This is a genomic window from Bradyrhizobium sp. Crot121, assembly GCF_059512385.1.
In genome coordinates, this window is sequence record NZ_JCAMOR010000026.1 from 60295 (window position 1) to 85612 (window position 25318).

Here is a 25318-nt window from a genome sequence, read left to right on the forward strand (position 1 = left end):
GCAGGAGCTTCGTCGCAGACCATGAAAATCGAGCCGCTCTCAGTTGACTTCTCCGACGAGCAGAAACGCTACCTCGAAGGCTTTGCCACCGGCCTGCAGATCAGCCGGGTCGGCCGCGGGCTTGGCGGGGGCGCCCCCAAAGCCAGTGCCGAGCCGACCGGCCCGGATGCCGCGCATATCAAGGCGCAGGACAAGGTCATCGCCTCAGGCAAGAAGCTCGTCGACCAGGAAAAATTCAAACGCGACGAGCATCCCTTCGATGCCTACCCGCGCCTGAAGCAACAGGCGCTCGACAACGCGCCGCCGTCGCCTGCCGATAATTTCCGCTGGCGCTATTTCGGCCTTTTCTACGTCGCGCCGGCGCAGGATTCCTACATGTGCCGCCTGCGCATTCCGAACGGCATCCTGAAGTACTGGCAGTTCGCGGGCCTGGCCGATCTCGCCGAAGAGCTCTGCGGCCCGTACTCCCACGTCACCACGCGCGCGAATTTGCAGGTGCGCGAAATCCCGCCGAAGAATGTGGTGAAACTGATCGAGGGCATCCAGGACCTCGGCCTGTGCTCGCGCGGCTCCGGCGCGGACAATATCCGCAACGTCACGGGCACACCGACCGCCGGCATCGATCCGCAGGAGCTCTTAGATACCCGCGCTTACGCGCGCGAGTGGCACTATCACATCCTCAACGAGCGCTCGCTCTACGGCCTGCCGCGCAAGTTCAACGTCGCCTTCGATGGCGGCGGCCGGATCGCAGTGCTGGAGGAGACCAACGACATCGCCTTCACGGCGGTGGAGGTGAAGGACGGGTTCGGCGTGGAGCGAGGGGTCTGGTTCCGGCTCGGCCTCGGCGGCATCACCGGGCACAAGGATTTTGCAAAATACTCCGACATCATCGTCAAGCCGGAGGAGGCGACGAAGGTGGCGGACGCCATCGTCCGCGTCTTCATCGATCTCGGCGACCGCACCAACCGCAACAAGGCGCGGCTGAAATATGTTTTGGACGGGATCGGCCTTGATCAGTTCCTGAAGCTGGTCGAAGAACGACTGAAGAAGCCCTTCACCCGCGTGCCGGCTGAGGCGCTGGCGCCGCGGCCTTTGACGGACCGCATGGCGCATATCGGTGTGCACAAGCAGAAGCAGGAGGGATTGAACTGGATCGGCGTATCGCTGCCGCTCGGCAAGGTCACCTGCGAGCAGATGCGTGGGCTGGCCAAGATCGCGCGCGATCTCGGCGACGGCGAGATTCGTCTGACCGTCTGGCAGAACCTATTGATATCGGGCGTGCGCGACGAGACTATCGAACTCGCGATCGCCGCGATCACGACGATCGGGCTCGGGGTCGAGGCCTCGCACATCCGCGCCGGGCTGATTGCCTGCACCGGCAATGCCGGCTGCCGCTTTGCCGCCTCGAATACCAAGCGCCATGCCGCCGAGATCGGCGATTGGTGCGAGCCGCGTGTTGCCATGGACAAGCCGGTCAACATTCATGTCACCGGCTGCCATCATTCCTGCGCGCAGCACTACATCAGCGACATCGGCCTGATCGCGGCGAAAGTGGATGTCGGCGAGGATGCCGATCCGGTCGAGGGCTATCATCTCTTCACCGGCGGCGGCTTCGGCCCCGATGCCGATGTCGGGCAGGAGCTCTATCACGACCTCAAGGCCGAGGACGCGCCGAAGACGATCGAGAAGCTGCTGAAGGCCTATCTCGCGCATCGTTCATCTGCTGACGAACCCTTCCTTTCCTTCGCGCGCCGCCATGATGGCGAGACGCTGCGCAAGCTCGCCGAGGCATCCGCATGAACCAGATCACGCCTCCACCGAAACTCGACATCATTCCCGCCAGCGCGCCGTTCTCCGACGCACAGCGCTCCTGGCTCAACGGCTTCTTTGCCGGACTGCTGTCGCCGGACGCCGCGACGCCATTACCGGCGGAGCAAGGCGCGGCCGTCATGCAGGGGGCAACCGGCGACGGCGATGACGGCGAAGCGCCGTGGCATGACCAGACCATGCCGATCGCCGAACGCATGAAGCTCGCCGAGGGACGGCCGCTGCGGCGCCGCATGATGGCGGCGATGGCGCAGCAGGATTGCGGGCAGTGCGGCTACAACTGCCACGACTATTCCGAGGCCATCGCCGGCAAGAGCGAAGCGCGGCTCAACCTCTGTGTCCCCGGCGGCAAGGACACCGCGCGGATGCTGAAGGCACTCTATGAAGAGATCGACAAGGCGCCTGCTGTACCGTCTGCACCAGCGGTGGCTGGCGCGCCTGCCGTCGCAACGCCTGCCGGCGAGCCCGGACGCTCGCGGGACAATCCAGTGCCGGCAAAGTTCGTCTCACGGCGACTGCTCAACAAGCCCGGCTCCGAGAAGGAGACCTGGCATATCGAGTTCGATCTCGCCGAGAGCGGGCTCGATTACGTGGTGGGCGATTCCTTCGGCATTTTCGCCAGGAACGATCTCGGCCTGGTCGACCAGATCATCGCATTGCTTGGCGCCTCGCACGTGACCGAAGTCCGCGGCAAGACATTGCGGGACGTGCTGCTCAACGACGTCTCGCTGTCGCCGGCGCCGGACTCGCTGTTCGAACTGATCACCTATCTGACCGGTGGCGCGCAGCGCGAGAAGGCGCGGGCGCTGGCGCAAGGCGAGGATCCCGACGGCGATGCCGCGACGCTCGACGTGATGGCGGTGCTGCAGAAATTCCCGAAGGTGCGGCCACATCCGGAAGCTTTCGTCGAGGCGCTGGAGCCGCTGCAGCCGCGGCTCTATTCGATCTCCTCATCGCACAATGCAACGCCCGGAAAATTGTCGCTGACGGTCGACTGCGTGCGTTACATCATCAACAAGCGCAAGCGGCTTGGGCTGGCCTCGACGTTCCTGGCCGAACGCATCAATCCCGGTGACGAGCTGAATGTCTACGTTCAGAAGGCGCACGGCTTTGCGCTGCCGCAGGATCCGAAGACGCCGATCATCATGATCGGGCCGGGCACCGGCATCGCGCCGTTCCGCGCCTTCCTGCTCGACCGCCGCGCCACCGGCGCGCAGGGGAAGAACTGGCTGTTCTTCGGCCATCAGCGCAGCGACTGCGATTTCTTCTATGCCGACGAGCTCAACGCGATGAAGACGGCGGGCCTGCTCACCCGCTTGTCGCTCGCCTGGTCGCGCGATGGCGAGAAGAAGTTTTACGTGCAGGACCGCATGCGCGAGGTCGGCCGAGAGCTGTGGACCTGGCTTGCCGAAGGCGCGCATGTCTATGTCTGCGGCGACGCCAAGCGCATGGCCAAGGATGTCGAACGCGCGCTGGTCGACATCGTCGCCCAGTTCGGCGCCCGCTCGGTGGACGAAGCGATCGCCTTCGTTGCCGACCTCAAGAAGAAGAGCAGGTTCCAGCTCGACGTTTACTGAGCGGTAAATCCGAGCTCAAATTCGAACGAATAATATTCTTCTCCGCCTGCCACGCGGAGAAGTTTTCCCTTCCGGGGAACTGGCTGGAAGTGCCGGCATCGCTATTTTTCGGCTCGTCTTGCGTTCGAGCGCGAACGCTATTCCATATGCGCCAAATGTTGCATTGGAGATCGACGATGCGCGAACTATCGGCGGAAGCCCGCCTGCATCTTTACGCGCGCAGCCTGTCGCGGAAATCGGGGACGGGGTTTCATACGGTTGCGCTCTACAGCGCTTTCGCCGTGATCGCAGCGATCGTGTTCGGCACGCTGTCGGTCCATCCGTTCTGAGAACATTGCTTGGCTCGGTCGTCTCCGGCCGTCATTGCGAGGAGCGATAGCGACGAAGCAATCCATGCCTCTGCAAGTGGTGAGATGGATTGCTTCGCTTGCGCTCGCAATGACGCAGACGGGCACGCCGGCACTTCAGCGGATTGTCACTTAGCCGTTTTGAACGGCGCGACTGCGATCCCGGCATCCTTCAAGGCCTGCCGCACGCCGCGCGCGATTTCGACCGCCCCGGGCGTGTCGCCGTGGATGCAGACGGTATCGGTGCGCATCTTGATGACCTTGCCTGACACCGAGACCACCGCGCCGTCCTGAACCATCCGCACCACGCGATCGGCGATCGCCTTGGGATCGTGCAGCACCGCGCCTGGCTTCTTGCGCGAGACCAGATTGCCGTCGTCCTCATAGGCGCGATCGGCGAACACTTCATGCGCCATGCGGAGGTTGGCTTCCTCGCCGGCGCGCACCAGTTTCGAGTTGGCGAGCACGACGAAGATCAGGCTCGGATCGACCGCCTTGATCGCGCTCGCGATCGCCTTCGCCGTCATGTCGTCCTCGCAGGCGACGTTGGAGAGCGCGCCATGTGCCTTCACATGGGTCACCTTGTGGCCGGCCGCGGTCGCGATCGCCTGCAGCGCGCCGATCTGGTAGGCGACGAGGTTCTCGATCTCCGATGACTTGAGGCCGGGAACCGGACGGCGGCCGAAGCCGTGCAGGTCGCGGTAGCCGGGATGCGCGCCGATGCTCACCCCGCGCGCCTTCGCCAGATCCACGGTGCGGCGCATGATGTCGGCGTCGCCGGCATGGTAGCCGCATGCGATGTTGACGGAGGTCGCAAGCTCGATCATCGCGGCGTCGTTACCCATCTCCCATGGGCCGAAGCTTTCGCCGAGATCGCAGTTGAGGTCGATGGTAGCAGTCATGGTGCTGGTCCCGCTTTGGGTCGGTTGGCTTCTGGTTAGCTAGTCGCTGATTCCGCGACCTGCCATGTCGCGGCATCGACGGCGTTGACGGCGTGGCCCGCGACGTTGGCCGCGCTCAGTGCTTCGAGGTTGAGATCAAGGCCTTCGAGCGGGCGCAGCCGATCCGGCAGGGTAGCGAGCAATTCGGCGAATTTTCGAGCTTCGGCCTGCGCCTCGGCCATAGTGACTGTCTTGAAGCGGAACGCGTGTCCGGCGGAAATCTGGGCGAAGCGACCTAAATCCGCGGAGATGACGGTGGCGATCTTGGGATAGCCGCCGCTGGTGCCGCGGTCCGGCATCAGCACGATCGGCTGGCCGTTGCCGGGCACCTGGATGCTGCCGTTCACGGTGCCATCGGAGACGATGTTGTGGCCGTGCAGATGCTTGATCACCGGACCTTCGAGCCGGTAGCCCATGCGGTCGCTGGTCGCGGAAATCTTCCATTCGCTGTCGAGGAACAGCTTTTTGTTGTCCTCGGAGAATTCGTCGTCCTGCGGACCGAACAGGATGCGGATCGGTGCGTCCGGCCGTTCGGGCAACGCGATCCGCCGCTCGGCCGCACCGCTGGCACGTTGCACCTGGAGCTCGTCGCCGCTCTGGAGCGGGCGCGGATAGGGGCTGCCGAGGCCTGCGCGCGCGTTCACGGCGAGGCTGCCGAACATCGGCTCTCCCGTAATTCCGCCCTCGATCGCGAGGTAACTGAACGCGCCGCGCTTGGCAAAACCGAGCATCAGCGTCTCGCCTTCGGCGAGGGTCGCCGAGGTATCGAACGCCACGGCTCGTCCCGCGATGTCGGCGCTACGCGAGGCGCCCGCAAGCGCAATACGTACCGCGCCGCAACGTGCGGTGAAGCTCGCACCGAACGGTCCGATCTCCACTGCAGCAGCGAAGGGCTCATTGCCGACCAGCGTGTTCGCGGCGGCGAGGGCGAGGCGATCCATTGCACCGCTCGGCGTCAGCCCATAGCGCTGCGAGCCGGGACGGCCGCCATCCTGCACGGAACTCGCCGGACCGATCGAGGAGACGATGAGCTTGCTCATGCGGCGACCAGTTCGGCGACGAACTCGCCAGCTTCCGCGGCGCGGTCCTGCTCGGCGAAGGTCTTGGCGTCGACCGCCGTGAAGCTGACGGTGTCGCCCGGCTCGAGCAGGAAGATCGGATCGCGGTGAAGCTGATAGGTGCGGACGGCGGTGCGGCCGAGCAGGTGCCAGCCGCTGGGTCCGGCGATGCACTGGATTCCGGTCTGCACGCCGCCGATTGAAATCGTGCCAGCCGGCGTCAGCACACGCGGATTCTGGCGACGCGGCATGTGCAGGAACTTGTCGAGGCCGCTGAGATAGGACCAGCCGGGAGTGAAGCCGATCATGGCGACGCGGTAGTCGCCGCCGACATGGCGCCTGACGATCTCGTCAGGCGTGGTGTCGAGGGTCTTGGCGACGTCCTCGAGGTCGATGCCATGTTCGCCGCCATAGGCCACCGGGATGCGCCAACGCCGGGTTCTTGCGGCGGCCGGATCGGGGCGCCGTGCCAGCGTGAGCAGTTGTTCCCCGAGCGCTTCGAAGCCGATCTGCACGGGATCATAGTGCACGAGCAGCGAACGATAGGTCGGAACGGTCTCGGTCACGCCGGCGATCGGCGCCGCGGCAAGGGTGCGGTCGAGCGCCAGCACCCGCCGATTGGCGGCGTCATCGATGTCGCGGCTGAATTCCACCGTGATGGCGCTGTCGCCACTCGGGAGAAGACGGGGTGGGGCTTCGCGCGCGGCCATGGCATCATCGCTCATCGAGCATCAAGCTAGCGTGTTTTGCTGCGCAGTGGAATTCGGCTAGCGAAAAATCACCAAGCAACTTCAATAAATTAAACCGAGGGCCGGCGATAAGATAGCGTAATCGATGATCGCATTCTCGCCCTTGACGCGAAGGCCGCGGCTCGCAAGATGCGCGCGCCAATTCATTCCCACCGGAGCCGATCTTTCAAGATGTCCCTCACTGCAGAAGCGATCGCGACGCTGTCGCACGTGTCCACCGCCACCATCACCACGGTCCTGCTCAAGAAGGGGCTGCGTAACGTCTGGATGCGCGGCACCAAGCCGCTCAAGCCGGGCCAAAGGCGGCTGGTCGGGTCGGCCTTCACGCTGCGCTTCGTGCCGGCGCGCGAGGATCTGGCGACGCCGGAATCCTGGTCGTCACCGATCTCGACCCGCACCGCGATCGAGGCAATGCCGGAAGGCTGCGTCGCCGTGGTCGACGCGATGGGCGTCAGCGACGCCGGAATCTTCGGCGACATTCTCTGCGCGCGGATGGTGAAGCGTGGCGTCACCGCGCTGATCACCGACGGCGTGGTGCGGGACCTCGAAGGCGTGCTCGGCACGGGACTGCCGGTGTGGTGCAACGGTTTTGCCGCGCCGCCATCCGTCGCCGGACTGACCTTCGTCGGCTGGGGCGAGCCAATCGGCTGCGGCGGCGTGGCGGTGTTCCCGAACGATGTCGTGGTCGCCGACCAGGATGGCGCGGTGCTGATCCCGCAGGCCTTCCTCGACCAGGTGCTGGCCGAGGGACCGGAGCAGGAACGGATGGAAGCCTGGATCGTCAATGAGGTGAACAATGGCGTGCAACTGCCGGGCCTCTATCCGATGAATGCCGAAACCAAGGCGCGCTACGCCGCGAGCAAGAAATAACTTCAGAAAAGCGAGGTAAGCCCATGGAAATCCATATCGCTGGCACGCGGCCGACCCGTCGCGGGCCGGCCGAATATTTCACCGGCACGGTGCTGCAGGATCCCGTCATCATGGCGCCCGCGCCGGCGCGGCTGAACTCGTCGCGCGTCTCCTTCGAGCCGGGCGCGCGCACGGCCTGGCACACTCATCCGCTCGGCCAGACGCTCTACGTGATCTCCGGCATCGGCCGGGTCCAGGCCGAGGGCGGTCCAATCAGGGAGATCAGGCCGGGCGACGTAGTCTGGATTCCGCCGAACGAGAAGCATTGGCATGGCGCGTCGCCAACCAATGCCATGACCCATATCGCGATGCAGGAAGCGCTCGATGGCGTCTATTCGAACTGGATGGAGCACGTCACCGACGAGCAATACAACGTGAAGGTCGGGTAGTTTTCCCAGGGACGCGAGAGTCCGTAGCCCGGGTGAAGCGCCAGCGTCACCCGGGACCGCTCGTGCCACACGGACACTTCACCGGATTGCGCTTCGCTTCATCCGGGCTACGCAGCATTCGTAAGGCTAGATCAGTTCACCCGCGTCCAGGTCTGGCCGCCGCAGAACATGCCGCCGAAGGCGCAGCCTTGCACGCGCAAGGTGTCGGAGCCCTTGAGCGCGATCGTCGAGTCATAGGTGCTGCCGGTGTTCGGATCGAGGATGCGGCCGCTCCATTTGTCCTTGGCAGGTTTCATGTTGATCAGGACCTGCTCGCCATTCTGGTTCGAGGTCTCGTCGACAGCATAGCCGCAGAGGTTGGCGCCGCACTGCTCGATGCGGATCTTGCCCTCCTTTTCCTCCGTCAGCCACATGCCGATCGGCGAATTGGCTTGGGCTGCCGCCGCTGGTGTCACGGGCTTCGCGACCGGCGCTTGAGTGGCTGTGGCGACCGTCGGAGCCGGGGCCGGAGCCGGCACTGCGGTCTGCTGGGTCTGCGGTGCTGGTGCGCTGGACGGTGAGGGCTGAGGCGCGGGCGCGCTATCGCTCGGCGCAACGGCTGCTGTCGTGGTCGAGGGGGCGGTGGAAGCTGCCGCCGGCGGCGCAGCAGGGACGGGCGGTGCGGCCGCCGGTGCTGCCGCTTGTCCGGACGGAGCGGGAGCCGCCGCAACCGGCGCGGATTGCGAATCGGTCTTCGCCTCCTGCTGCTGCGATTTCTGCTTGCGAGTGCCTTCCTCACCCTTGGCGCGCTTGGATTTGCGGCCGGTATTGTCGTAGACGCCGGGGATCGAGACGGTGCCGCGATCGGGATCGATGCGGATGGTGCGGCCGCCATATTCGAAGGTGTACTGGGCCTGCGCTGTGGAGCTGGCAAGCAAAAGCGCAGCGATAGCCAGAAGCTTCTTCATGATGACCTCCAGAACAGGAATCCCCGGTCAGTGAAGCTACACATCAGTAACTTGATGCAACGTGACCTAGATCACTTTCAATACGTAATCAAAACGTAAGTCGTGTACCACCAGCTTTGGTTCAAACGGCTGACCGACAGTCTAGTTAGGGCTCGCCTCGTGGTCAAACTTGCAGTCCGGTCGGATCATTCAAACCAGGCAGCATAAACGCGCTTGAAGGTGCCGTCCTTCATTGCGATGTCCAGCCATTGATCCACGAACAACTTCAGCGCGACGTCGCGCTGCAGCCAGTAGGCCTTTTCCGCAAAGTCGAACGGGTGATCGGGATGCACCGCGCAGAGCACGCCGGGGTGGAGTTTCTGCTGGTAGCGCGTCTCGGACGCATCCGTCATCATCAGGTCGGCATCGCCCTTGGCAATCTCGTCGAAGATCCTGGTATTGTCATCGAAGACCTTGATCTCGGCGTTCTTCACATGCGCCCGCGCAAAGCGCTCGTTGGTGCCGCCGGGATTGACGATGACGCGCGTGCCGGCATGGTCGATTTCGGCAAGCGTCTGGTATTTGTTGATATCGGTGCAGCGGGTGATCGGCGTCTTGCCTTCGCGCATGATCGGGATCGAGAAGAAGCCTTTCTTCTGGCGCTCCAGCGTGATCGAGATGCCGCTCATCGCAATGTCGAAGCGGTCGGCTTCCAAATCCTTCGTCATCTGCGGCCAGGCCGTTTTGACATATTCGACCCTGACGCCGAGCGCCTTGCCGAGCGCTTCCGCCATGTCGACCTCGAATCCCCTGAAGCCGGGCGTCGTCCGGTCGACAAAACTAAACGGCGCATAGTCGCCGGTCATGCCCACACGCAACGTCCCGCGCTGGATGATGTCGTCGAGCCGCGAAGGCGACGCCGCTGGCTGAGCATGGGCGGAAGCCATCATCAACGTGGCGGCCGCAAGGCCGACGAATCCGCGCATCATCAAAGTTTCCTCCATCGATTGCCTCGATGATAATCTGTTGCCACGGCTTTAGATGGAATGAGCGCGTCGAGCCAGTCAAAGGAAGTCAAATCGTGACAATCTCAGTTTACGAAGCATCGGTCGGCGTGTTCATGCCATATCTTCGCAATCTTTCCGGGCTGCTCGATCACGCGTCCGCCTACGCAAGGGCGCGAAACATCGATCCTGCCGTGCTGCTCGGCATGCGGCTCTATCCGAACATGTACAGTCTCAAGCAGCAGGTGGGCGAGGCCAATCGCCATGCGATCGCCTGTTGTGCGCTGCTGGCCGGGCACGAGCCGCTCAGCTTCGGCGACATCGAGCCTGATCTTGATGAGCTCAAGCTCAGGATCGCAGCCACGATCGATTTCGTCCAAAGCCTGCCGCGTGCTGCGATCGACGAGGCCGGTGACAAGGAGGTAGTGTTCACCTTCAAGAGCGGCGCGCAGCGCGCGTTCACCGGGCGGTCGCTGCTGCTCGGCTTCAGCGTGCCGCAGTTCTTCTTTCACGTCACGACCGCCTACGACATCCTGCGTCACGCCGGCGTCGATCTCGTCAAGAAGGATTTCCTGGGACCGCCAAGACCGGCGTAGAGCATGATCCGGAAAAATGGAGACCGGTTTTCGCTCGCGACAAACGCGAAGCGTTTGCGCGGAGATCATGCTCAAACAAGGAGACGAGATCATGATCCGATTTCGTCTAATCGGATCATGATCTCGATGCGGAAGCTAGATCTCGCCGCCTTCCTCGCGGATCAGGCTGGCGACGGCGGCGCGGCTGGCCATTTCCTGCTTCAAGACCTCAAAGCGATGATGTGCGTCGGCCTCGCGGTCATCCACGAACCTGATCGCGGCCTCCCGGTCCATCGGGCCGCTCACCAGGGGCTTCGAATTCTCGCCGATGGTCTCGTCGACATAATACTGGCCGTCCTGCTCGCGCACCGTCCACTTGAAGCGGAGGGCGGCCATCGGGCCGGGGCCGACTTTCGAATAGCCATGGGCTTCCTGCGGCAGCGGGCTCGCGGGCTGCTCTTCGGCCGCCCCCGGGTCGGCCTGCGGCTTCTCGATCGGCGCGGGCGCGTGCTGCTCGTCCAAAATGCTGGCGATGGCGGCAAGCGCATTGTCGGTAGGATCGCTCTGGCTCAAAATCTCTTTCCTTAGGGATTGGTCGGCAAAGATGGTTGCCGACACTTCCCATCTACTCAACCCCGGAATGAGGCTGAGTTTTGGCCCTGCTGTAGTTTTTCCCTTACGCAGATACCGGCGGACGCTTGTCCTTCCAGGGCCGTACCTGCTCAAGCTGGCCGGCCAGGCGGAACAGCGTTGCCTCGTCACCAAGCCTGGCGGCGAACATCATGCCGAGCGGCAGACCGTCCTTGCTCCACGCCAGCGGCACCGACATCGCAGGCTGGCCGGACATGTTGAACATCGAGGTACCCGGCATGTAGCGCCGCAGGATCGGCCCGATCTGTGCCAGGTCTTCCGACATGGTGTTGATCTCGCCGAGCCGGATCGGCGGCGTGCACAGCGTCGGACTGAGGAACACGTCGCAGCCCTCGAAGAAGATCGCGAGGCTGCGCGAGATCTGGAACGCCGCGAGCTGCGCGGCGATGTAGTCCGCCGACGTGATATTTTGTCCGTTGTGGGCGCTTGCCAGCGACAGGACTTCCAGGTCGTCGCCCGTCACGGTGCGGCCGATGCGCTGCTCGATCGCTCGGACGGCGACCGCGGTGTTGCCGCTGACAATCGTCGTCATCACCGTGGAGGGATCCGCTGGAAGGGTGGGGGCGCGCTCCTCGACATGATGGCCGAGGCCGGCGAGCAGTTTTGCGGTGTCGCGGACGGCTGCGGCGACCTCGGGATCGATCGCCTCCCCATTGGGCGATTTGTCCGTGAAGGAGATGCGAAGCTGGCCGGGATCGCGGCTGACTTCCTGCGAGAACGGCCGCGCCGGGGGCGGCGCGACATAGAGGCTCCACGGCTCCGGACCGTGGATCGCGTCCATCATCACGGCGCTGTCGCGCACACTGATGCTGACGACATGCGCGGTCGAAAAGCCGCCCCAGCCCTCGCCACGATCGGGACCGACCGGATTGCGGGCCCGACTCGGTTTCATGCCGAACACCCCGCAGGCAGAAGCGGGGATGCGGATCGAGCCGCCGCCATCGCTGGCATGTGCCACGGGCAGGATGCGTGCTGCGACAACGGCGGCGGCGCCACCTGAGGAACCGCCGGAGGAATGCGCGAGATTCCAGGGATTGCAGGTCGGCCCGAACAGACGCGTCTCCGTGGTCGGCATCAGCCCGAATTCGGGGCTCGCGGTCTTGCCGAAGATGGTCACGCCGGTGTCGATGAAGCGCTGGGTGAGGGTGCTGCTGTGGTCCGCGACGAAATCCCTGTTAACGCTGGCGCCGGAGGTCGTGCGCGTTCCCTGCAGGAGGTCGAGGTCTTTCAGAAGGAACGGCACCCCCGTGAAGGGTCCGTCCGGCAGCCCTTTGTCGATCTGCTGCTCGGCATAATTGTAGTGCTTGACGACGACGGCATTGATCTGCGGGTCAACCTTGGCCGTGCGGGCGATCGCTTCGTCGAGCAGTTCGCGCGGGCTGACCTGCTTGTTGCGGACCAGCTCGGCGAGGCCCACCGCGTCGTAATTGCCGAATTCCTTGAAAGCCATATTCCACACCTAGAGCGAACGGCGCATCTTCGGGCGCGCATTCGTCTCTATCCTCTATCCTCTTGCTGGAGCAATGACCTTTCGGAAGAAGTGGTATCCACAGGTCATGCGCTGATGACGGGCCGATCCTTGTCGGCCCGCCCGAAGATAGACGGTTTTATCGGATTAGTTTAGCACGTCCTGGTTGATGACGTTCTGCCGCAACGGCGCGCCGTCAAGGACGCTCAGGATGTTGCGTGCGGTCTGCTCGCTCATCCGGTCGACGGCTTCGACCGTGACCCCGGCAACGTGTGGGGCCATGATCACGTTCGGCAGGCTGTGGAGGGGCTGGCCGACCGGCGGCGGCTCCTGCTCGAACACGTCAAGGCCGGCGCCGGCAAGCCTGCCCGATACCAGCGCATCGTGCAGTGCCTTCTCATCGACGATGCCGCCGCGGGCGGTGTTGATGAGATAGGCGGTCGGCTTCATGAGTCTGAAGCGCGCCGCGTTGAACATGCCGATTGTTTCCGGCGTCTTCGGGCAATGGATGGTGACGAAATCAGCACGCGGCAGGGCCGCGTCGAGATCCGGCACCGCCTCGCAGCCGGCGGCCGCGATTTCGCTGGCCGGCTTGTAGGGATCGTAAACCAGCACCTGCATTTCCATCGCCAGGCACCGTTTGGCGGTGCGGGTGCCGATGCGGCCAAAGCCGACGATCAATACCGTCTTGCCATAGAGATCGAAGGGCAGCACGCCGAGCCGGTTCGCCCAAGTGCCGTCCTTGACCACGGCATGCATTTCCTGTGCGCGCTTGGCCAGCGTCAGCATCATGAACAGGGCCTGTTCGGCCACTGACGGCGAGTTCGCCGTGCCTGCCACCATCAGCGGTACCTTGCGGCGCGAGAGCGCAGGGACGTCGACTGCGTCGTAACCGACGCCGATCCGCGTCACCACCTGCATGTCTCCGGACGCCTCGAGCTCCGGCTCGCCGAATGGGGTGGGGCCAAGTGCGACACCATGGACCGGCGCATGCTGCTTCAGCAAGGCCGCGAAATCCCTGGCGGAGATCAGGTTGGGAAATTCGACGAGTTCGACGTCGTCCCGTTCGTTGAGGAGAGCCCGTGCTCCCGATGAGAGTGTCTGAGTGACAAAAATCTTCTTCTTGTTGGTGGCCATTTCCTGCCCTTGGCTAGTACGTGAATTGCGTCGTCAAAGGACGACGCCGGTCACCTCGTTTAGCAAATGCATGTTGTTGAGGTCCACAGCCAAGCGGAGCGGGGCACCATCCTGCGCGCCGGCGTTGGGATTGACCCGGCCGCAGATCGGGGTGTCCTCGAGGGTGAAATAGACCAGGGTCTCCATGCCCATCGGCTCGGTGACGTCGAGCACGGCCTCGAACGGCTCGACTCCCGGGTGCAGATGCGGTCGGGCCTCGGCGATGTGTTCCGGCCTGATTCCGAGCAGGAGCCTCTCGGTGCGCGGCACCGCCTGGTAGCGGGCGGAACGTGCCGGCGGCACCGGAAAGGCGAGGCGGTCGGTCAGGCGCAGATGCAGCCGGCCGTCGACATCCTCGAGCCGGCAGGGCATGAAGTTCATCGCGGGCGAGCCGATGAAGCTGGCGACGAAGCGGGTCGCCGGCTTGTGGTAGAGCTCATTCGGCGTGCCGATCTGCTCGATGCGGCCGTGGTTCATCACCACCACCCGGTCGGCGAGCGTCATGGCCTCGACCTGGTCGTGGGTCACGTACACCGTGGTGGTGCGGACCTTCTGGTGGACCTTCTTGATCTCGATCCGCATCTGCACGCGCAATTTGGCGTCGAGGTTGGACAAGGGTTCGTCGAACAGGAACACCTTGGGATTACGCACGATGGCGCGACCCATGGCGACGCGCTGACGCTGGCCGCCGGAGAGCTGCTTCGGCTTGCGGTCGATCAGGTCGGTGATGTCGAGCATGCGGGCCGCTTCCGTGACCCGGCTCTTGATCTCGGCTTTGGGATAGTGCTTCAGCCGCAGCCCGAACGACATGTTCTCGGCCACCGTCATATGCGGATAGAGCGCGTAGTTCTGGAACACCATCGCGATGTCGCGGTCCTTCGGCGGCACGTCGTTGACGATGTCGCCGCCGATTGTGATATCGCCGTCCGAGATGTCTTCCAGCCCCGCGATCATCCGCAGCGTGGTCGACTTGCCGCAGCCGGATGGACCGACCAGCACCACGAACTCATGGTCGGCGATGTCGAGATCGATGCCGCGCACCGCTTCGACTTCGTCATAACGCTTCACGACTTTCCGCAGCGAAACTTCGGCCATGAGTTCAACCCTTTGTCGCGCCGGCGGTCAGGCCGGCAATGTAATAGTCCATCAGGAAGGCGTAGATGATCAGCGGCGGCGCGGCGCCGAGCAGCGCCCCGGTCATGATCTGTCCCCAGTTGAACACGTCGCCCTTGATCAGGGTGGTGATGATGCCGACCGGCAGCACGAGCTGGTCGGTCGAGGTCGTGAACACCAGGGGATAGAGGAACTGGGCCCAGGAGACCGTGAAGGCGAAGATCGTCGCCGCGATCAGGCCGGGTAGCGCGACCGGAATGAAGATCCGCGTCAGCGTCTGGAACCAGGACGCGCCGTCGATGATCGCGGCCTCATCGAGCTCCTTCGGGATCGAGGCGAAGTAGCCGATCATGATCCAGGTGCAGAACGGCACCGTCAGCGTCGGATAGATGAACAGCAGCACGTACCAGCGGTTGATGAGCTGGATGCCGGTCCAGTCGCCGATCAGGACGAACATCTTGAACAGCGGGATGAAGAGCAGCGTGTCCGGAATAAGGTAGGTCAGGAACACGCCGGTCGCGAGCGTTGCCGAACCCCAGAACTTCATCCGTGCCAGCGCGAACGCCGCGGGCACGCTGATCAGCATGGTGATGGTCACGACGATGATCGAGACCCAGGCCGAATTCCAGAAGAAGCGCAGGAACTGGTTCGATGTCAGCAGCCCGATATAGTTCTCAAGCGTCGGATGATATACCCACCATGGATTGGTCGCCGCCGAGATCTCGGCGCTGCTCTTCAGCGAAGTGATGAGCATATAGAGCGGCGGTGTCAGCGAGAAGATCGCGAACAGCACCAGGAAGAAGTACGACCAGCGCAGCGCCCAGGCGCGGTCGCGGCTGATGCTGCCGTATTTCTTGACTTTACGGGTCGGTCCGGCCTTGTCGATCGTGATTGTGCTCATCAGGCTTCGTTCCCCCGCTTGGAGATATCGCGCAGGATGAAGATCGCCGCCACCGCGAGGATCGGCACCATGAACAGCGAGACGCTGGCGCCGAGCGGGATGTCGCTGCCCTCGATGCCGACCCGGAACGCCCAGGTCGCGAAGATGTGGGTGTGGTCGAGCGGGCCGCCGGCGGTGAGGATGCGGACGATATCGAAATTGGCGAAGGTGACGATCAGCGAGAACAGCGTCGTGATCGCGATGATGTTGCGCATCATCGGAAGCGTCACGTACCAGATGCGCTGCCACCAATTGGCGCCATCGATCGCGGCCGCCTCATAGAGCTGCTCGGGCACCGATTTCAGCGCCGCCAGATACATGATCATGAAGAAGGGCGCGCCATACCAGACGTTGACGAGGATGACGGAGAAACGTGCCCAATTCGCATCGCCGGTCCATGGGATCGGCCCGATGCCGAAGAAGGACAGGGTATAATTGAAGGCGCTATAGGAGGGATCAAACAGCCACAGCCAGGCGAGCGTGCTCATCGCCGGTGGGATCACCCACGGCACCAGCAACATGCCGCGCCATCTGCGCTGCTTGTTGGCGGGAACGTTGTGCACGAAATGCGCGACGATGAAGCCGATCAACGCTTTGAAGATCACGGCCGAAATCGCGAAGATGCAGGACTGCTTCACGACCAGCCAGAACGTGTCGCGCTTGAACAGGAACTCGAAATTGCCGAGGCCGATGAATTTCGTCATCGACTTGTTCAACGTCGCCAGATGCAGGGAGTAGAGCGCGGGATAGATGACGAACGCCGCGACGAGGAGGATCAGCGGCAGCGTCATCAGGAACGCGACCGTCGACTTGCGCCTCAGCGCATTGTGTAAACCGTTGCGCCTCCGTGTGGCTTTTGTTGCCAGGACACGGTTCGGGTGAAGGGCGACATCGGCCATGATCGATCTTCCTCGCGCGAGAGTTATTCCAACGGAGAATCCGGAACGTCGGACCTGATGCCGCCAACAGCGGTGACGGTCCGCGCCGCGGCGGCCGGTTACGGCCACCGCGACGACACGTTCGCTCTCAGCTCCGCATGAAGCCTTCACACTCGCCTTCGGCCCAGGCGAGCGTCTTTTCCATCGCTTCACCCTGGGCAAAACGCAGGCACATCTTGGTTAGGGTTGCCTGCGCATAGATTTGCTGCGCGACCTTGGGCGGCGCCGGCGAGGCCGCGATCGACAGCGTTTGCCTATGGTAGGGGTCCGGATAGCTGAAGAGAGTGCCCTTCGGGGGCCCTTCCTCCTCCCACACCTTCAGCTTGGTCAGATTCTCATAGGCGGGCAGGTCATAGCCGCCGCTCGCCACCACCATCTTCTCGACCGATGCCGGCTGCGACAGGTGGACCAGGAGGCTCTTGGCGGCTGCCTTGTTCTTCGAGAACGCCCAGATGTTCCAGAAGAAAGGCAGATAGGGCGCAAAGCGGCCTTTCGGTCCGGCCGGGAAGCCGTGCGTCCAGCACTGTTCGGCGATCTGCGGCGCGTCGCGTTTGGCGACGGCCCAGGCGCTGGGCGGATTCATGATCATCGCCCCCTTGCCCGAGACCAGCCACTTGTTGTTGGAAGCGTCGTCCCATGCCGACACATCCGGCGGCAGGAACGCGATCAGCTTCTTGTAGAATTCGAGCGACTGCCGCACCGCATCGGTCTTCACGGTCAGGTTGCCCTTGGCATCGACGAGCTCGGCGCCGTAGGACTGGAAGATCGCGCCCGCGGTGTCGACATTGTCGCTGGTCTCGCCGAGGCCGATGCCGAAGGGAACGCCGGCCTTGTGGCAGGCTTCGGCCGCCTTCAGGAACGTGTCCAATGTCCAGTTCTCATCTTTGGGCGGCGAACCTGCCGGATACATTTCCTGCACATCGATGCCGGCATGTTTCTTCATCAGATCGATGCGCGAGCAGGGGCCCTTGATCTGGCTGCCGACGCTGGCGGGAACGCCGAGCCACTTGCCGTTGGCTTGCCCCAGATAATTGACCGTTCCGTTGACCTTGCCGTTCTGCTTGACGAGCTGGTCCATGATGTCGTTGACGGGCTCGAGCAGTTCGGCGTGCGCATGGGGCCACCAGGTGGGCATCTGCAGAATGTCATGACCGGACTTCGCCTGGGCTTCGGCGGCGATCGTCAGCAGGTTCTTATTGCCTTGGCTCGGGATGTAATCGATCGTCACTTCGACCTTTTCTTTCGCCGCCCATTCATTGACGAGCTCGGTCGAAGCCTTGTTGGCTCCGGGCACCCAGTGATCCCAGAAACCAATCGAGAGCGTGCCCGCGGCATAGGCGCCGCGGATGTAAGGAGCCGTAACCAGCGCTGCCGATGACAGCGCTGTAGCCGCAACAAATTCTCGTCGAGACAGCTTCTTCCGTGACATGGCGTTCCCTCCCTGGTGAGCCGACGGTCAAAGACTTGCGAAATCTCGTTTTTGTTTTTTTGGCTCGCCGCATTCGAGGCGGCGGGGCGATTTCCTCGTTGGAGATCAGAGCAGAATTGTCGGCGCCTGTCGAGAAATCAGGTGAATGCTTTCGTAGAACTAACGTTGTGTGCAAATGGCTGGCAGTCGGATCTGTTAATCTTTGCGCTATGCCTGCCGCAGGGCGTTTTTTTGCGGCGCACGCGAGTGAGGGGACGCGACAGGTAGACCTGCTTGCGGGGAGAACGATAAAGTCCGGGGATCGGCGGCGCTTCAGCCGCGATCACGATCGATCATGGAGACTCCGATAATGCCAAGCTTGGTATCGAAGCAGCGTGCGCGCTTGAGGCTCTGCGCCGCGCTGGCGGCGGCTGCCATCCTGTTCTTCAATGCCTCCCCGCGCGCGGAGGCGCAGGGCTTGATCCAGGGCGTCCAGCAGGGGGCTCGTGAAGGCAACAAGGCTGCCGGGCCGGTCGGTGGCGTCTTGGGCGGCGCAATTGGAGGTGTGGTTGGCGTGGTCACGGGGGTGACCGGCGTGCTCACCGGCACCAACCCCAACAGCAACCCGGCGCCAGCGGACAGGCAAGGCGCTCCAGCCAAGAACAGCAAGGCCGCGAAGGCCAAGGACAAAGCCGCCAAGCAGCCGCAGATGCTGACCCAGGCGGGCGTGCCGCAGCTCACCGCCGAACAAATCGTCGCCACCAGCGACGCCAACATCGAGCGGATCAAGAAGGAGCTGAACCTCACACCCGAGCAGGAGAAGTATTGGGCGGGCTTCAATAGTGCGATGCACTATCTCGGTCATAACGGCGCCGATCGCGTGAATCTGCGCATTGCCCGCGCCAGGCGCGACCCGCCGGACGATATCGTGGAGCAGATGCGCAATGAGGCCCAGTTCCTCAACGACCGCGCCGTCGACCAGCGCAACGTCGCCGATGCCGCCGAGCCGCTTTATGCGAGCCTCGACGACAAGCAGAAGCAGATCTTCATCAACGAAATGGTCCGCCTAAGCCACGAGCGGGGGCTGGACTAAGTGGGAGGGCACTTCGACGGCCGCCACGAATAGCCGGGTAACCATGCCCTGGGGTAGGTTGAAGGCGCGGCACCCGGCTATTCTGCCGCAGCGGCGCGGCCTCCCCAATCGTCATGCAAAGTTGAAGAAACCTCGACTGATTCACGCCCGACTTATGGCTGATTGAAGGTCTTGTCGGGAACCCGTTGGCGCAGCGTTACAAAATGGCATCGGCCAGCGCAGGCTGGCCGATGAACCGCGTACGGAACTTATCGCCGGGAGCCTTCTAAGCCTTGGCGAAGTTGAGTTCCACGCCGACCCCGTCCGGGTCATAGAAGAAGAACTGGGTGTCGCCGGTGCGTGGCACGATGCTTTCGCGGAACTTGATGTTGTGCTGCTGCAGGCGGCGACGCACGCCATCGACGTCGGTGGCGGAAAAGGCGATGTGGTCGAGCCGGCCGGTGTCTTCGTATTTCTTCTCGGTGCCGCGGACCACGATGGCCTCACGCGGCTTGCGGGTGCCCATCAGGTGCACGGTGGCGACGCCGCCGGAATAGAGCCAGTAGCCGGGGAAATCGAGCGGCGGCCGCTCGCCGTTCTCAAGACCCAGCACGTCGCAATAGAAGTTCTTGGTCCTTTCGAGGTCCTGCGGTTCGATCGTGTAATGCTGCAGTCGGCCGAGCGGCATGGTGTTCTCCTTGGAAGCTAAACGAAGGTGAGGTCGCAATCGGCACCCATCATCCAGGCGCCGACGGTTTCGAAATGGCTGAGCCGGCCCTGCAATTGCTGGGTCACGGTGTGGATGTCGCGGAAGCGGCGTTCGAGCGGATGGCCGTCGAAGATCGCGGTTGCGCCCGCGGCATTGTAGGCGAAGTCGACTGCCTCGCGCGCTTTGTGGATGGCGTGGGTGGCGGCCATGCGGATGGTGATCCGCTGCTCGACCGTGATGTCGTTGCCGGCGACGAGGTCTTTCCAGATGTCGGCCATCGATTGCAGCACGAAGCCGCGCGCGGCGCGCAGGTGGACTTCGGCCAAAGCCAGGCCGGACTGCACCACCGCGTTGTCGCGCAGCGGGCTCTTGGCGCCGCGCGGCACCTTGTTGCGCGCCACGTCGACGAAATTGTCGAGCGCACCGCGAGCGATGCCGCAAGCGACGCCGGCAAAGCCGACCTGGTAGCAGGTGCCTGACCCCATCCGGTAGAGCGGGCCGGCCTCGCGGCGCTCGCGCTCGAACTCGCGGGTGATCGAATGGTCCGCGCGGACGAAGAAGTCGTTCAGCGTGAACTGGTCGCTGGCGGTGCCGCGCAGGCCGACCGTGTTCCAGATGTCGGTCCATTCGACGTCCTCGGTCCGCACCAGCATGGTGCGCTCGATCTGCGCGCCATTGGCGTCGCATTTCGGCGAGCCGTCAGCCGCATAGACCGGGCAATGCGCGCCGAGCCAGGTGGCGTGTCGCCCGCCGGAAGCGAACGACCAGACGCCGGTGACGCGGTAGCCACCTGCGCATTCGACTGCCTTCACCCTTGGGCCGGGACCCCAGGCCAGCACCGCGCGGGGATCGCCGAACACCGCATGCGCAACCGGCAAATCGAGATAGGCAGCCGCCATCGCGCAACCGCCGGCCTGGCTCAGACACCATGCCGTCGAGGCGTCGACCTGCGCGATGGTCTCCATGACATGGAAGAAGGTGAGGGGATCGGTCTCGATCCCCTGCGACGACCGCGGCAGCAACAGGCGAAACAGCCTGTGGTCATGGAGCTGGTCGAGCAGCGCCGGCGGCAACCGGCGCGTTTGCTCGATCTCGTTTGCGGCCGCTGCGACCAGCGGCTGGACCGCTTTCGCGCGGGCGATCACGGCCGGATCGCCCGCAAGTTCGGCAGATGTCGCGATCATCGTTCAAAGCTCCTCAGGCTTGCCGAACCGACGCGGTCGCCGCTACGTCGGCTTCGCCCGTCAGCTCGCGATCGATCTGTTCGATCGATTTGCCCCTGGTCTCGATGCCAAGGAAGTAATAGACGGCGCCCGCCATCAGGAACCAGCATCCGAGATAGACGAAGGCGGTCGGGATTTGCGTCAGCGGCACATCAGGCTTCAGGTAGTTGCTGGAGCCGACGATCAGCGCAAGACCGACCGGACCGATGATCTTGCCGATGCCGCCGAAGCCATAGGCCGAGCCCATACCGGTGGTGCGCAGATGCGAGGGCCAGACCTCCGCCGCATAAGGCCCGACAATGGCAAAGCCGCCATCGGCGAAGAAGAATGCCAGGGTCAACAGCAGCCAGAACGCGGAGACGCCGAACAGCGTCGCGTCGTAATGATAGCCCGCGATGATCGTCAGCGCGCCCGCGCCGAAACCGAGCAGCCCACCGGAGGTCCGCCGTCCCAGGAGCTCCGAGAGAAAGGAAAAAGAGATGCGGCCGAGGAAGCCCGACACACTGAGCAGGATCATCATCTTGGCGGCTTCCTGCGGCGTCACCTTCAGAAGCAGTACGAACAGCGCCGGCGCCCACAGGGTGATGCCGTAAACGCCGGTCTGCGCGCCCGCATTGCCGAGCCAGGAGACGATCAGGCTGCGCGGATATTTGAAGAGATCAAGCCAGCTCGTCTTGATCACCGGGCCGGCATCGGCCGCCGTCGGCAGCGGGAGGGAGGACGGCTCCACTTGCAGCGCCCAGGCGAGCGACTTGCGTGCTTCCTCGTAGCGACCCTGGCGGCACAGCCAGCGCGGGCTCTCGGGAACCCAGAGCCGGACCAGCAGCACCAGCAGGGACGGCAGCACGCCGATCGCAAACATGAGCCGCCACTGGTCGGAGCCCATGAACGCCCCAAGGACGGCGCCGAGCCCGACGCCGAGCGGGATCACGCAGGTGACGAGGCCGCCGACCCAGCCGCGCTTGTGCGAGGGCACGAACTCCTGCACCAGCGGCAGGTCCACGCAATAGAGCCCGCCGACGCCGGTGCCGACGAAGAAGCGCAGCACCGCGAGATAGATCCAGCCGTTATCGGGGGTAAAGTACAGAAGGCCCGTGGCGATGGAGAAGTTGAGTACGGTGCCGATGAATACGATCCGGCGGCCGACCCGGTCGGCGAGCCAGCCCCAGACATAGGCTCCGATGATGGCGCCGATGCCGGAGCTCATCAGGACGGTCGCCGACTGTCCGAAGGTGAGCTTCCACGGCCCGATCAGGAAGGCGAGCACGAAGCCGATCAGGAAATAATCGAAGAATTCCAGCGCGTCGCCGATGATGGCAGCCGAAAGGATCTTGATCTGGTTGCCGGTCAGACTCCTCCGGCGATCGAGAATCTCGAACATGGCGTTTCCCCTTGGCGCCTGTTCATTTGATTCAAGCGGGCGTCGCGCCCATCGCCCCGCCTATGGACGACGAAGCTATCCTTGAGCTGCGGCGAACGACAAGCCCACCAGCACGCGGAGCACGTCTGCGTTGTAACAATGAGGCGATGTATCCCGCTCTGCACAATCGCATGTGCGAGAGCGGGGCGTTCTAGCGCTTGAGCAGGGTCTTGAGCTTCGCGTCCAGCTCTTCGTAGGACATCGCGCCTTTCCATTGTTCGCCATTGACGAAGAAGGTTGGCGTGGCGTCGACCTTGAGCGTCTCCATTGCGTAGCGCTGGTCGGCGGCGATCTTGTCGAGCAGCGCTTGGTCGGTCTCGCAGGTTTCGACGTCCTGCTCGCTCAACCCGTTCAGCTTGCCGACCAGAAACAGCGTTTCCTTTGTTTGATCCATCAGGCGGGCCTGCTGCTTGAACATTGTCTCAATGACGGCGAAGTGCTTTTCGGCATCGTCCTTGCCGATGCAGCGCACCAACATCGAGGCGGCTGCGGCCTTGATGTCGAGCGGGAATTCGCGAAACACGAACCGGACCTTGCCGGTGTCGATATATTTCGAGCGCAGCATCGGAAAGACATTCTCGCCGAATGCCGCGCAATGCGGACAGCTCATCGAGGCATATTCGACGATCGTTACTGGCGCCTTCGGTGAGCCGATTGCGATGTCAGGCAATGATACGGGCTTGGCGAACGGCTGCAGCGGTCGCGCTTTGTGCCTTTGCCTCCCGATCTGTCGGCGGATCAAGGAAAGCAAGCAGGACAATGAACCCCAAGGCGGCGCTGGTCATATGACTGAGAACAGGCAACGAGATACTCCGCGAGTGAATAGCTTCTTCTGACAACCAGCCCGGTAGCCAGCTATGACCGGGCAAGCGGCAGGCCGAGCCGGCCGACGCCCGGGAACTTCAGGGCAGGGCGACGGATATCGATGCCAAGGACTCCGCCGAACAAGTTCAACTCGATCCCTTCGATCCAGCCGATCGTCAGACCGAGATAACCGCCCAATGTGGCGAAGACACCGGTGCGCGACGCGGTGACGCCGTACCACTCGCCCCGGTAAGGATAGTCCTTGCCGATCGCCGTCGGCGGTAGCACCGCTTGCAGTTCCGGCACGGCGTCGAGTGCCGCCTGAACAAACGTGTTCGAGTTCGGGCCCGGCCAGGCGCTGTAATCGCCATAGTCGCGAAACCTGTAATTCTCGATGACCGCCCGGATCTTCGGGATCAGCGGCTCGGCGTTCGCGCCGTCCACGCTGACGATTGCTTCCGGCACGGCACCGAACCATCGGCCGTCGGCCTCGAAGCCGTCGACCCGGATCGGTTGCCCCCACGCCGTGTAGTCATAGCGGCTGTAGCGCGGCGCATCCTGTTCCTTGACCACGATCCAGGTGTGGACCGCAAAAATCCCGCGCCAGCGCACGGTGCGCGCAGCATAAACTCGGACGACGGCGGCCGGATGCTCGGAGGCTTTCGGCAGCAGGCCGGCGCTCGATCGGTCGGCCGTCTGCCAATCGACGCGCCTGTCTCCTAGCAAATAGGCGACCGTCGAAAAGGCAAGCGGAACGACAATCAGAAGGACGAGAATGACCACGGATTTCTTCACAGAGGGACATCGGCGGAAGGATGGTCATGTCGATCTAGTCATTCTGGTCCGCCGGAACCAGATCGGGCCAGCGGGCATCAATATTTCTTCATCTCGGGGGCGAAGCCGACCCACAGCGCGACCGAGACCAGGCCGAGTGCGCCGAGTAGGACGAATGTCGGCGGATAGCCGATCCATTGCGCGATCCAGCCGCCGAGCGCGGGGCTGAGCGAAGCGCCGATGCCTTGAACGGTGATCACCGCGCCCTGTCCGAGATTGATACGGCCGGTCCCGTTCAGCGAGCGGGCGACCATTCCCGGGACCGCGACACTCTGCAGGCCGGCGCCGATGCCGTCGAGAATTTGCACGGGCACTACGCCCCACCAGCCCGTGAGGAAGAACGCGAGGATGCCGCGCAGCGGCAGTGCCAGGAAGGACGCGAGCAGCACCGGCCAATAGCTGCGGTTTTCCGCCGCGCGCATGCCGACGATCGAGGTCACGATCATGACGGCCTGCGCGATCACAATCGTGGTCGCCACGAAATCCGGCCCCTTGGCAAAGCCATCGGCAACCGCCGCCAACCCATACAGCGGAAGGATCGCGGCATTGCCGAGATGGAAGGCCGCCAATGCCAATGCGAGGACGAGCAGCGCCTTGTGCCTCGCCAGCACCGTGAAGCCGCTTGGCTGGCTCTCCGGATCATCCTCTTTGGTGCCACGCGCAGCCCTGTTGTCGATGGCGTCGGCAGGGATCAGAAGAACGCATGCGATCGCAATGGCGCCGAAGAGCGCCGCCAGCAGGAACACGGCCGTGTAGCCGTATTTCCAACCGAGATAGCCCGATACGGCCGCGCCGACCATGTTGCCGGCATGGTTGAAGGCCTGGTTGCGGCCGTTCTGCCGGTTGAAGCCCTTCTGCCTCACGATGCCAAGCGCGATGCCGGTGACGGCGGGAACGATGGCGGCGCCGGCAAGCGAGGTTGCGATTTGCGATGCGGCGACGGCCCAGAAGTTTTGCGACAGCAGAATGAGGGCCGAGGCGGTGACAACGGCGACGCCCGGCACGATCACCCAGGCGCGCTTGTGCCGGCTTGCATCGATGAAGCCGCCGATCGGCGTCGTGATCAGCATGCCCGCGACGTTGCCTATCGTCATCGCGGTCCCAATCCAGCCGCTCGCCCAGCCGTGCGCCTGCAGGAAGACGCCGACGAACGGCCCGATTCCGGACTGCATGTCGGCCATGAAGAAGTTCAGAGCGAGCAGGGGCCACAGCCGCGCCGCCTTGTCCGCTCGCTCATTCTTCTTGCTGACACGCATGACA

The 25318-nt window shown here is 63.6% G+C and carries 24 protein-coding genes and 1 pseudogene; 7 read left to right on the plus strand and 18 right to left on the minus strand.

What is annotated here, in order from left to right:
• The first annotated feature begins 21 nt into the window (after window positions 1-21).
• The 3 genes from AC5ZGW_RS22640 to AC5ZGW_RS22650 all read left to right on the plus strand — a co-directional run bounded on the left by AC5ZGW_RS22640 (window position 22) and on the right by AC5ZGW_RS22650 (window position 3733).
• Window positions 22-1800 (plus strand): NirA family protein, encoded by a 1779-nt coding sequence (locus AC5ZGW_RS22640; protein WP_130229331.1) that lies wholly within the window; start codon window positions 22-24, stop codon window positions 1798-1800.
• Window positions 1797-3404: a sulfite reductase subunit alpha gene (locus AC5ZGW_RS22645; protein ID WP_130229332.1), complete on the plus strand. Its 1608-nt coding sequence runs from the start codon at window positions 1797-1799 to the stop codon at window positions 3402-3404. The genes AC5ZGW_RS22640 and AC5ZGW_RS22645 overlap by 4 nt, the downstream gene beginning before the upstream one ends.
• 176 nt (window positions 3405-3580) lie before the next feature.
• Entirely contained in the window at window positions 3581-3733 is a 153-nt protein-coding gene (locus tag AC5ZGW_RS22650) for a hypothetical protein (RefSeq protein ID WP_165435523.1), read from the plus strand.
• A gap of 146 nt (window positions 3734-3879) precedes the next feature.
• Here the strand turns inward: AC5ZGW_RS22650 and AC5ZGW_RS22655 are convergent, their stop codons facing one another.
• Genes AC5ZGW_RS22655 through pxpB form a run of 3 tightly spaced genes read right to left on the minus strand, consistent with a single transcriptional unit; the run spans window position 3880 to window position 6460 of the window.
• On the minus strand, window positions 3880-4653 hold the full coding sequence (locus AC5ZGW_RS22655; protein WP_130229333.1) for a LamB/YcsF family protein: 774 nt from the start codon (window positions 4651-4653) through the stop codon (window positions 3880-3882).
• Window positions 4654-4688: 35 nt separating this feature from the next.
• On the minus strand, window positions 4689-5732 hold the full coding sequence (locus AC5ZGW_RS22660; RefSeq protein ID WP_130229334.1) for a 5-oxoprolinase subunit C family protein: 1044 nt from the start codon (window positions 5730-5732) through the stop codon (window positions 4689-4691).
• A complete protein-coding gene (gene pxpB, locus AC5ZGW_RS22665; RefSeq protein WP_130229337.1) occupies window positions 5729-6460 on the minus strand; it encodes a 5-oxoprolinase subunit PxpB in 732 nt (243 codons plus the stop codon). The genes AC5ZGW_RS22660 and pxpB overlap by 4 nt, the downstream gene beginning before the upstream one ends.
• A gap of 210 nt (window positions 6461-6670) precedes the next feature.
• Between pxpB and AC5ZGW_RS22670 the strand changes: the two genes are divergently transcribed.
• Both AC5ZGW_RS22670 and AC5ZGW_RS22675 read left to right on the plus strand, forming a co-directional pair.
• A complete protein-coding gene (locus AC5ZGW_RS22670) occupies window positions 6671-7369 on the plus strand; it encodes a ribonuclease activity regulator RraA (protein ID WP_130229335.1) in 699 nt (232 codons plus the stop codon).
• Window positions 7370-7392: 23 nt separating this feature from the next.
• Window positions 7393-7797, plus strand: a complete 405-nt coding sequence (locus AC5ZGW_RS22675) for a (R)-mandelonitrile lyase (protein ID WP_028166457.1) — start codon at window positions 7393-7395, stop codon at window positions 7795-7797.
• A gap of 131 nt (window positions 7798-7928) precedes the next feature.
• On the opposite strand, the gene AC5ZGW_RS22680 is transcribed toward AC5ZGW_RS22675, so the two are convergent.
• Together AC5ZGW_RS22680 and AC5ZGW_RS22685 are read right to left on the minus strand one after the other, a co-directional pair.
• Entirely contained in the window at window positions 7929-8744 is an 816-nt protein-coding gene (locus AC5ZGW_RS22680) for a DUF2147 domain-containing protein (protein ID WP_130227510.1), read from the minus strand.
• Between the two features lie 185 nt (window positions 8745-8929).
• Complete coding sequence (locus AC5ZGW_RS22685; protein WP_245474842.1) at window positions 8930-9712, minus strand: transporter substrate-binding domain-containing protein; 783 nt, start codon at window positions 9710-9712, stop codon at window positions 8930-8932.
• Between the two features lie 92 nt (window positions 9713-9804).
• On the opposite strand from AC5ZGW_RS22685, the gene AC5ZGW_RS22690 reads away from it, so the two are divergent.
• Window positions 9805-10323, plus strand: coding sequence for a DUF1993 domain-containing protein (locus AC5ZGW_RS22690; protein WP_283813282.1), 519 nt, complete (start codon window positions 9805-9807; stop codon window positions 10321-10323).
• A gap of 135 nt (window positions 10324-10458) precedes the next feature.
• On the opposite strand, the gene AC5ZGW_RS22695 is transcribed toward AC5ZGW_RS22690, so the two are convergent.
• From AC5ZGW_RS22695 to AC5ZGW_RS22725, 7 genes are all read right to left on the minus strand, one after another.
• Entirely contained in the window at window positions 10459-10875 is a 417-nt protein-coding gene (locus AC5ZGW_RS22695) for a hypothetical protein (RefSeq protein WP_130227513.1), read from the minus strand.
• A gap of 103 nt (window positions 10876-10978) precedes the next feature.
• A complete protein-coding gene (locus AC5ZGW_RS22700) occupies window positions 10979-12403 on the minus strand; it encodes an amidase (protein ID WP_130227514.1) in 1425 nt (474 codons plus the stop codon).
• A 165-nt stretch (window positions 12404-12568) separates the two neighbouring features.
• Window positions 12569-13558, minus strand: coding sequence for a hydroxyacid dehydrogenase (locus AC5ZGW_RS22705; protein ID WP_130227515.1), 990 nt, complete (start codon window positions 13556-13558; stop codon window positions 12569-12571).
• Window positions 13559-13591: 33 nt separating this feature from the next.
• Window positions 13592-14692 (minus strand): ABC transporter ATP-binding protein, encoded by a 1101-nt coding sequence (locus AC5ZGW_RS22710; RefSeq protein ID WP_130227516.1) that lies wholly within the window; start codon window positions 14690-14692, stop codon window positions 13592-13594.
• A gap of 4 nt (window positions 14693-14696) precedes the next feature.
• A complete protein-coding gene (locus AC5ZGW_RS22715) occupies window positions 14697-15611 on the minus strand; it encodes a carbohydrate ABC transporter permease (RefSeq protein ID WP_028166449.1) in 915 nt (304 codons plus the stop codon).
• Entirely contained in the window at window positions 15611-16549 is a 939-nt protein-coding gene (locus AC5ZGW_RS22720) for a carbohydrate ABC transporter permease (protein WP_130227517.1), read from the minus strand. Before AC5ZGW_RS22720 ends, AC5ZGW_RS22715 begins: the two co-directional genes overlap by 1 nt.
• Window positions 16550-16676: 127 nt before the next feature.
• The gene (locus AC5ZGW_RS22725) at window positions 16677-18017 is read right to left on the minus strand and encodes an ABC transporter substrate-binding protein (protein ID WP_028166447.1); all 1341 of its coding nucleotides are present in this window, start codon (window positions 18015-18017) and stop codon (window positions 16677-16679) included.
• A 334-nt stretch (window positions 18018-18351) separates the two neighbouring features.
• On the opposite strand from AC5ZGW_RS22725, the gene AC5ZGW_RS22730 reads away from it, so the two are divergent.
• The gene (locus AC5ZGW_RS22730) at window positions 18352-19089 is read left to right on the plus strand and encodes a Spy/CpxP family protein refolding chaperone (protein ID WP_463327430.1); all 738 of its coding nucleotides are present in this window, start codon (window positions 18352-18354) and stop codon (window positions 19087-19089) included.
• Between the two features lie 265 nt (window positions 19090-19354).
• Here AC5ZGW_RS22730 and AC5ZGW_RS22735 read toward each other — a convergent pair whose 3' ends face one another.
• The 6 genes and pseudogenes from AC5ZGW_RS22735 to AC5ZGW_RS22760 all read right to left on the minus strand — a co-directional run bounded on the left by AC5ZGW_RS22735 (window position 19355) and on the right by AC5ZGW_RS22760 (window position 25314).
• Window positions 19355-19756 carry a VOC family protein gene (locus tag AC5ZGW_RS22735; protein ID WP_130227519.1) on the minus strand — a complete coding sequence of 134 codons (402 nt, stop codon included), beginning with the start codon at window positions 19754-19756 and terminating at the stop codon, window positions 19355-19357.
• A gap of 17 nt (window positions 19757-19773) precedes the next feature.
• Entirely contained in the window at window positions 19774-20961 is a 1188-nt protein-coding gene (locus AC5ZGW_RS22740; RefSeq protein WP_130227520.1) for an acyl-CoA dehydrogenase family protein, read from the minus strand.
• Between the two features lie 13 nt (window positions 20962-20974).
• The gene (locus tag AC5ZGW_RS22745; RefSeq protein WP_028166443.1) at window positions 20975-22381 is read right to left on the minus strand and encodes an MFS transporter; all 1407 of its coding nucleotides are present in this window, start codon (window positions 22379-22381) and stop codon (window positions 20975-20977) included.
• A 190-nt stretch (window positions 22382-22571) separates the two neighbouring features.
• A pseudogene (locus tag AC5ZGW_RS22750) lies at window positions 22572-23205 on the minus strand (DsbA family protein).
• A gap of 70 nt (window positions 23206-23275) precedes the next feature.
• Complete coding sequence (locus AC5ZGW_RS22755) at window positions 23276-24007, minus strand: DUF3750 domain-containing protein (protein WP_130227522.1); 732 nt, start codon at window positions 24005-24007, stop codon at window positions 23276-23278.
• An 89-nt stretch (window positions 24008-24096) separates the two neighbouring features.
• On the minus strand, window positions 24097-25314 hold the full coding sequence (locus tag AC5ZGW_RS22760) for an MFS transporter (protein WP_130227523.1): 1218 nt from the start codon (window positions 25312-25314) through the stop codon (window positions 24097-24099).
• Between the last annotated feature and the right edge of the window lie 4 nt (window positions 25315-25318).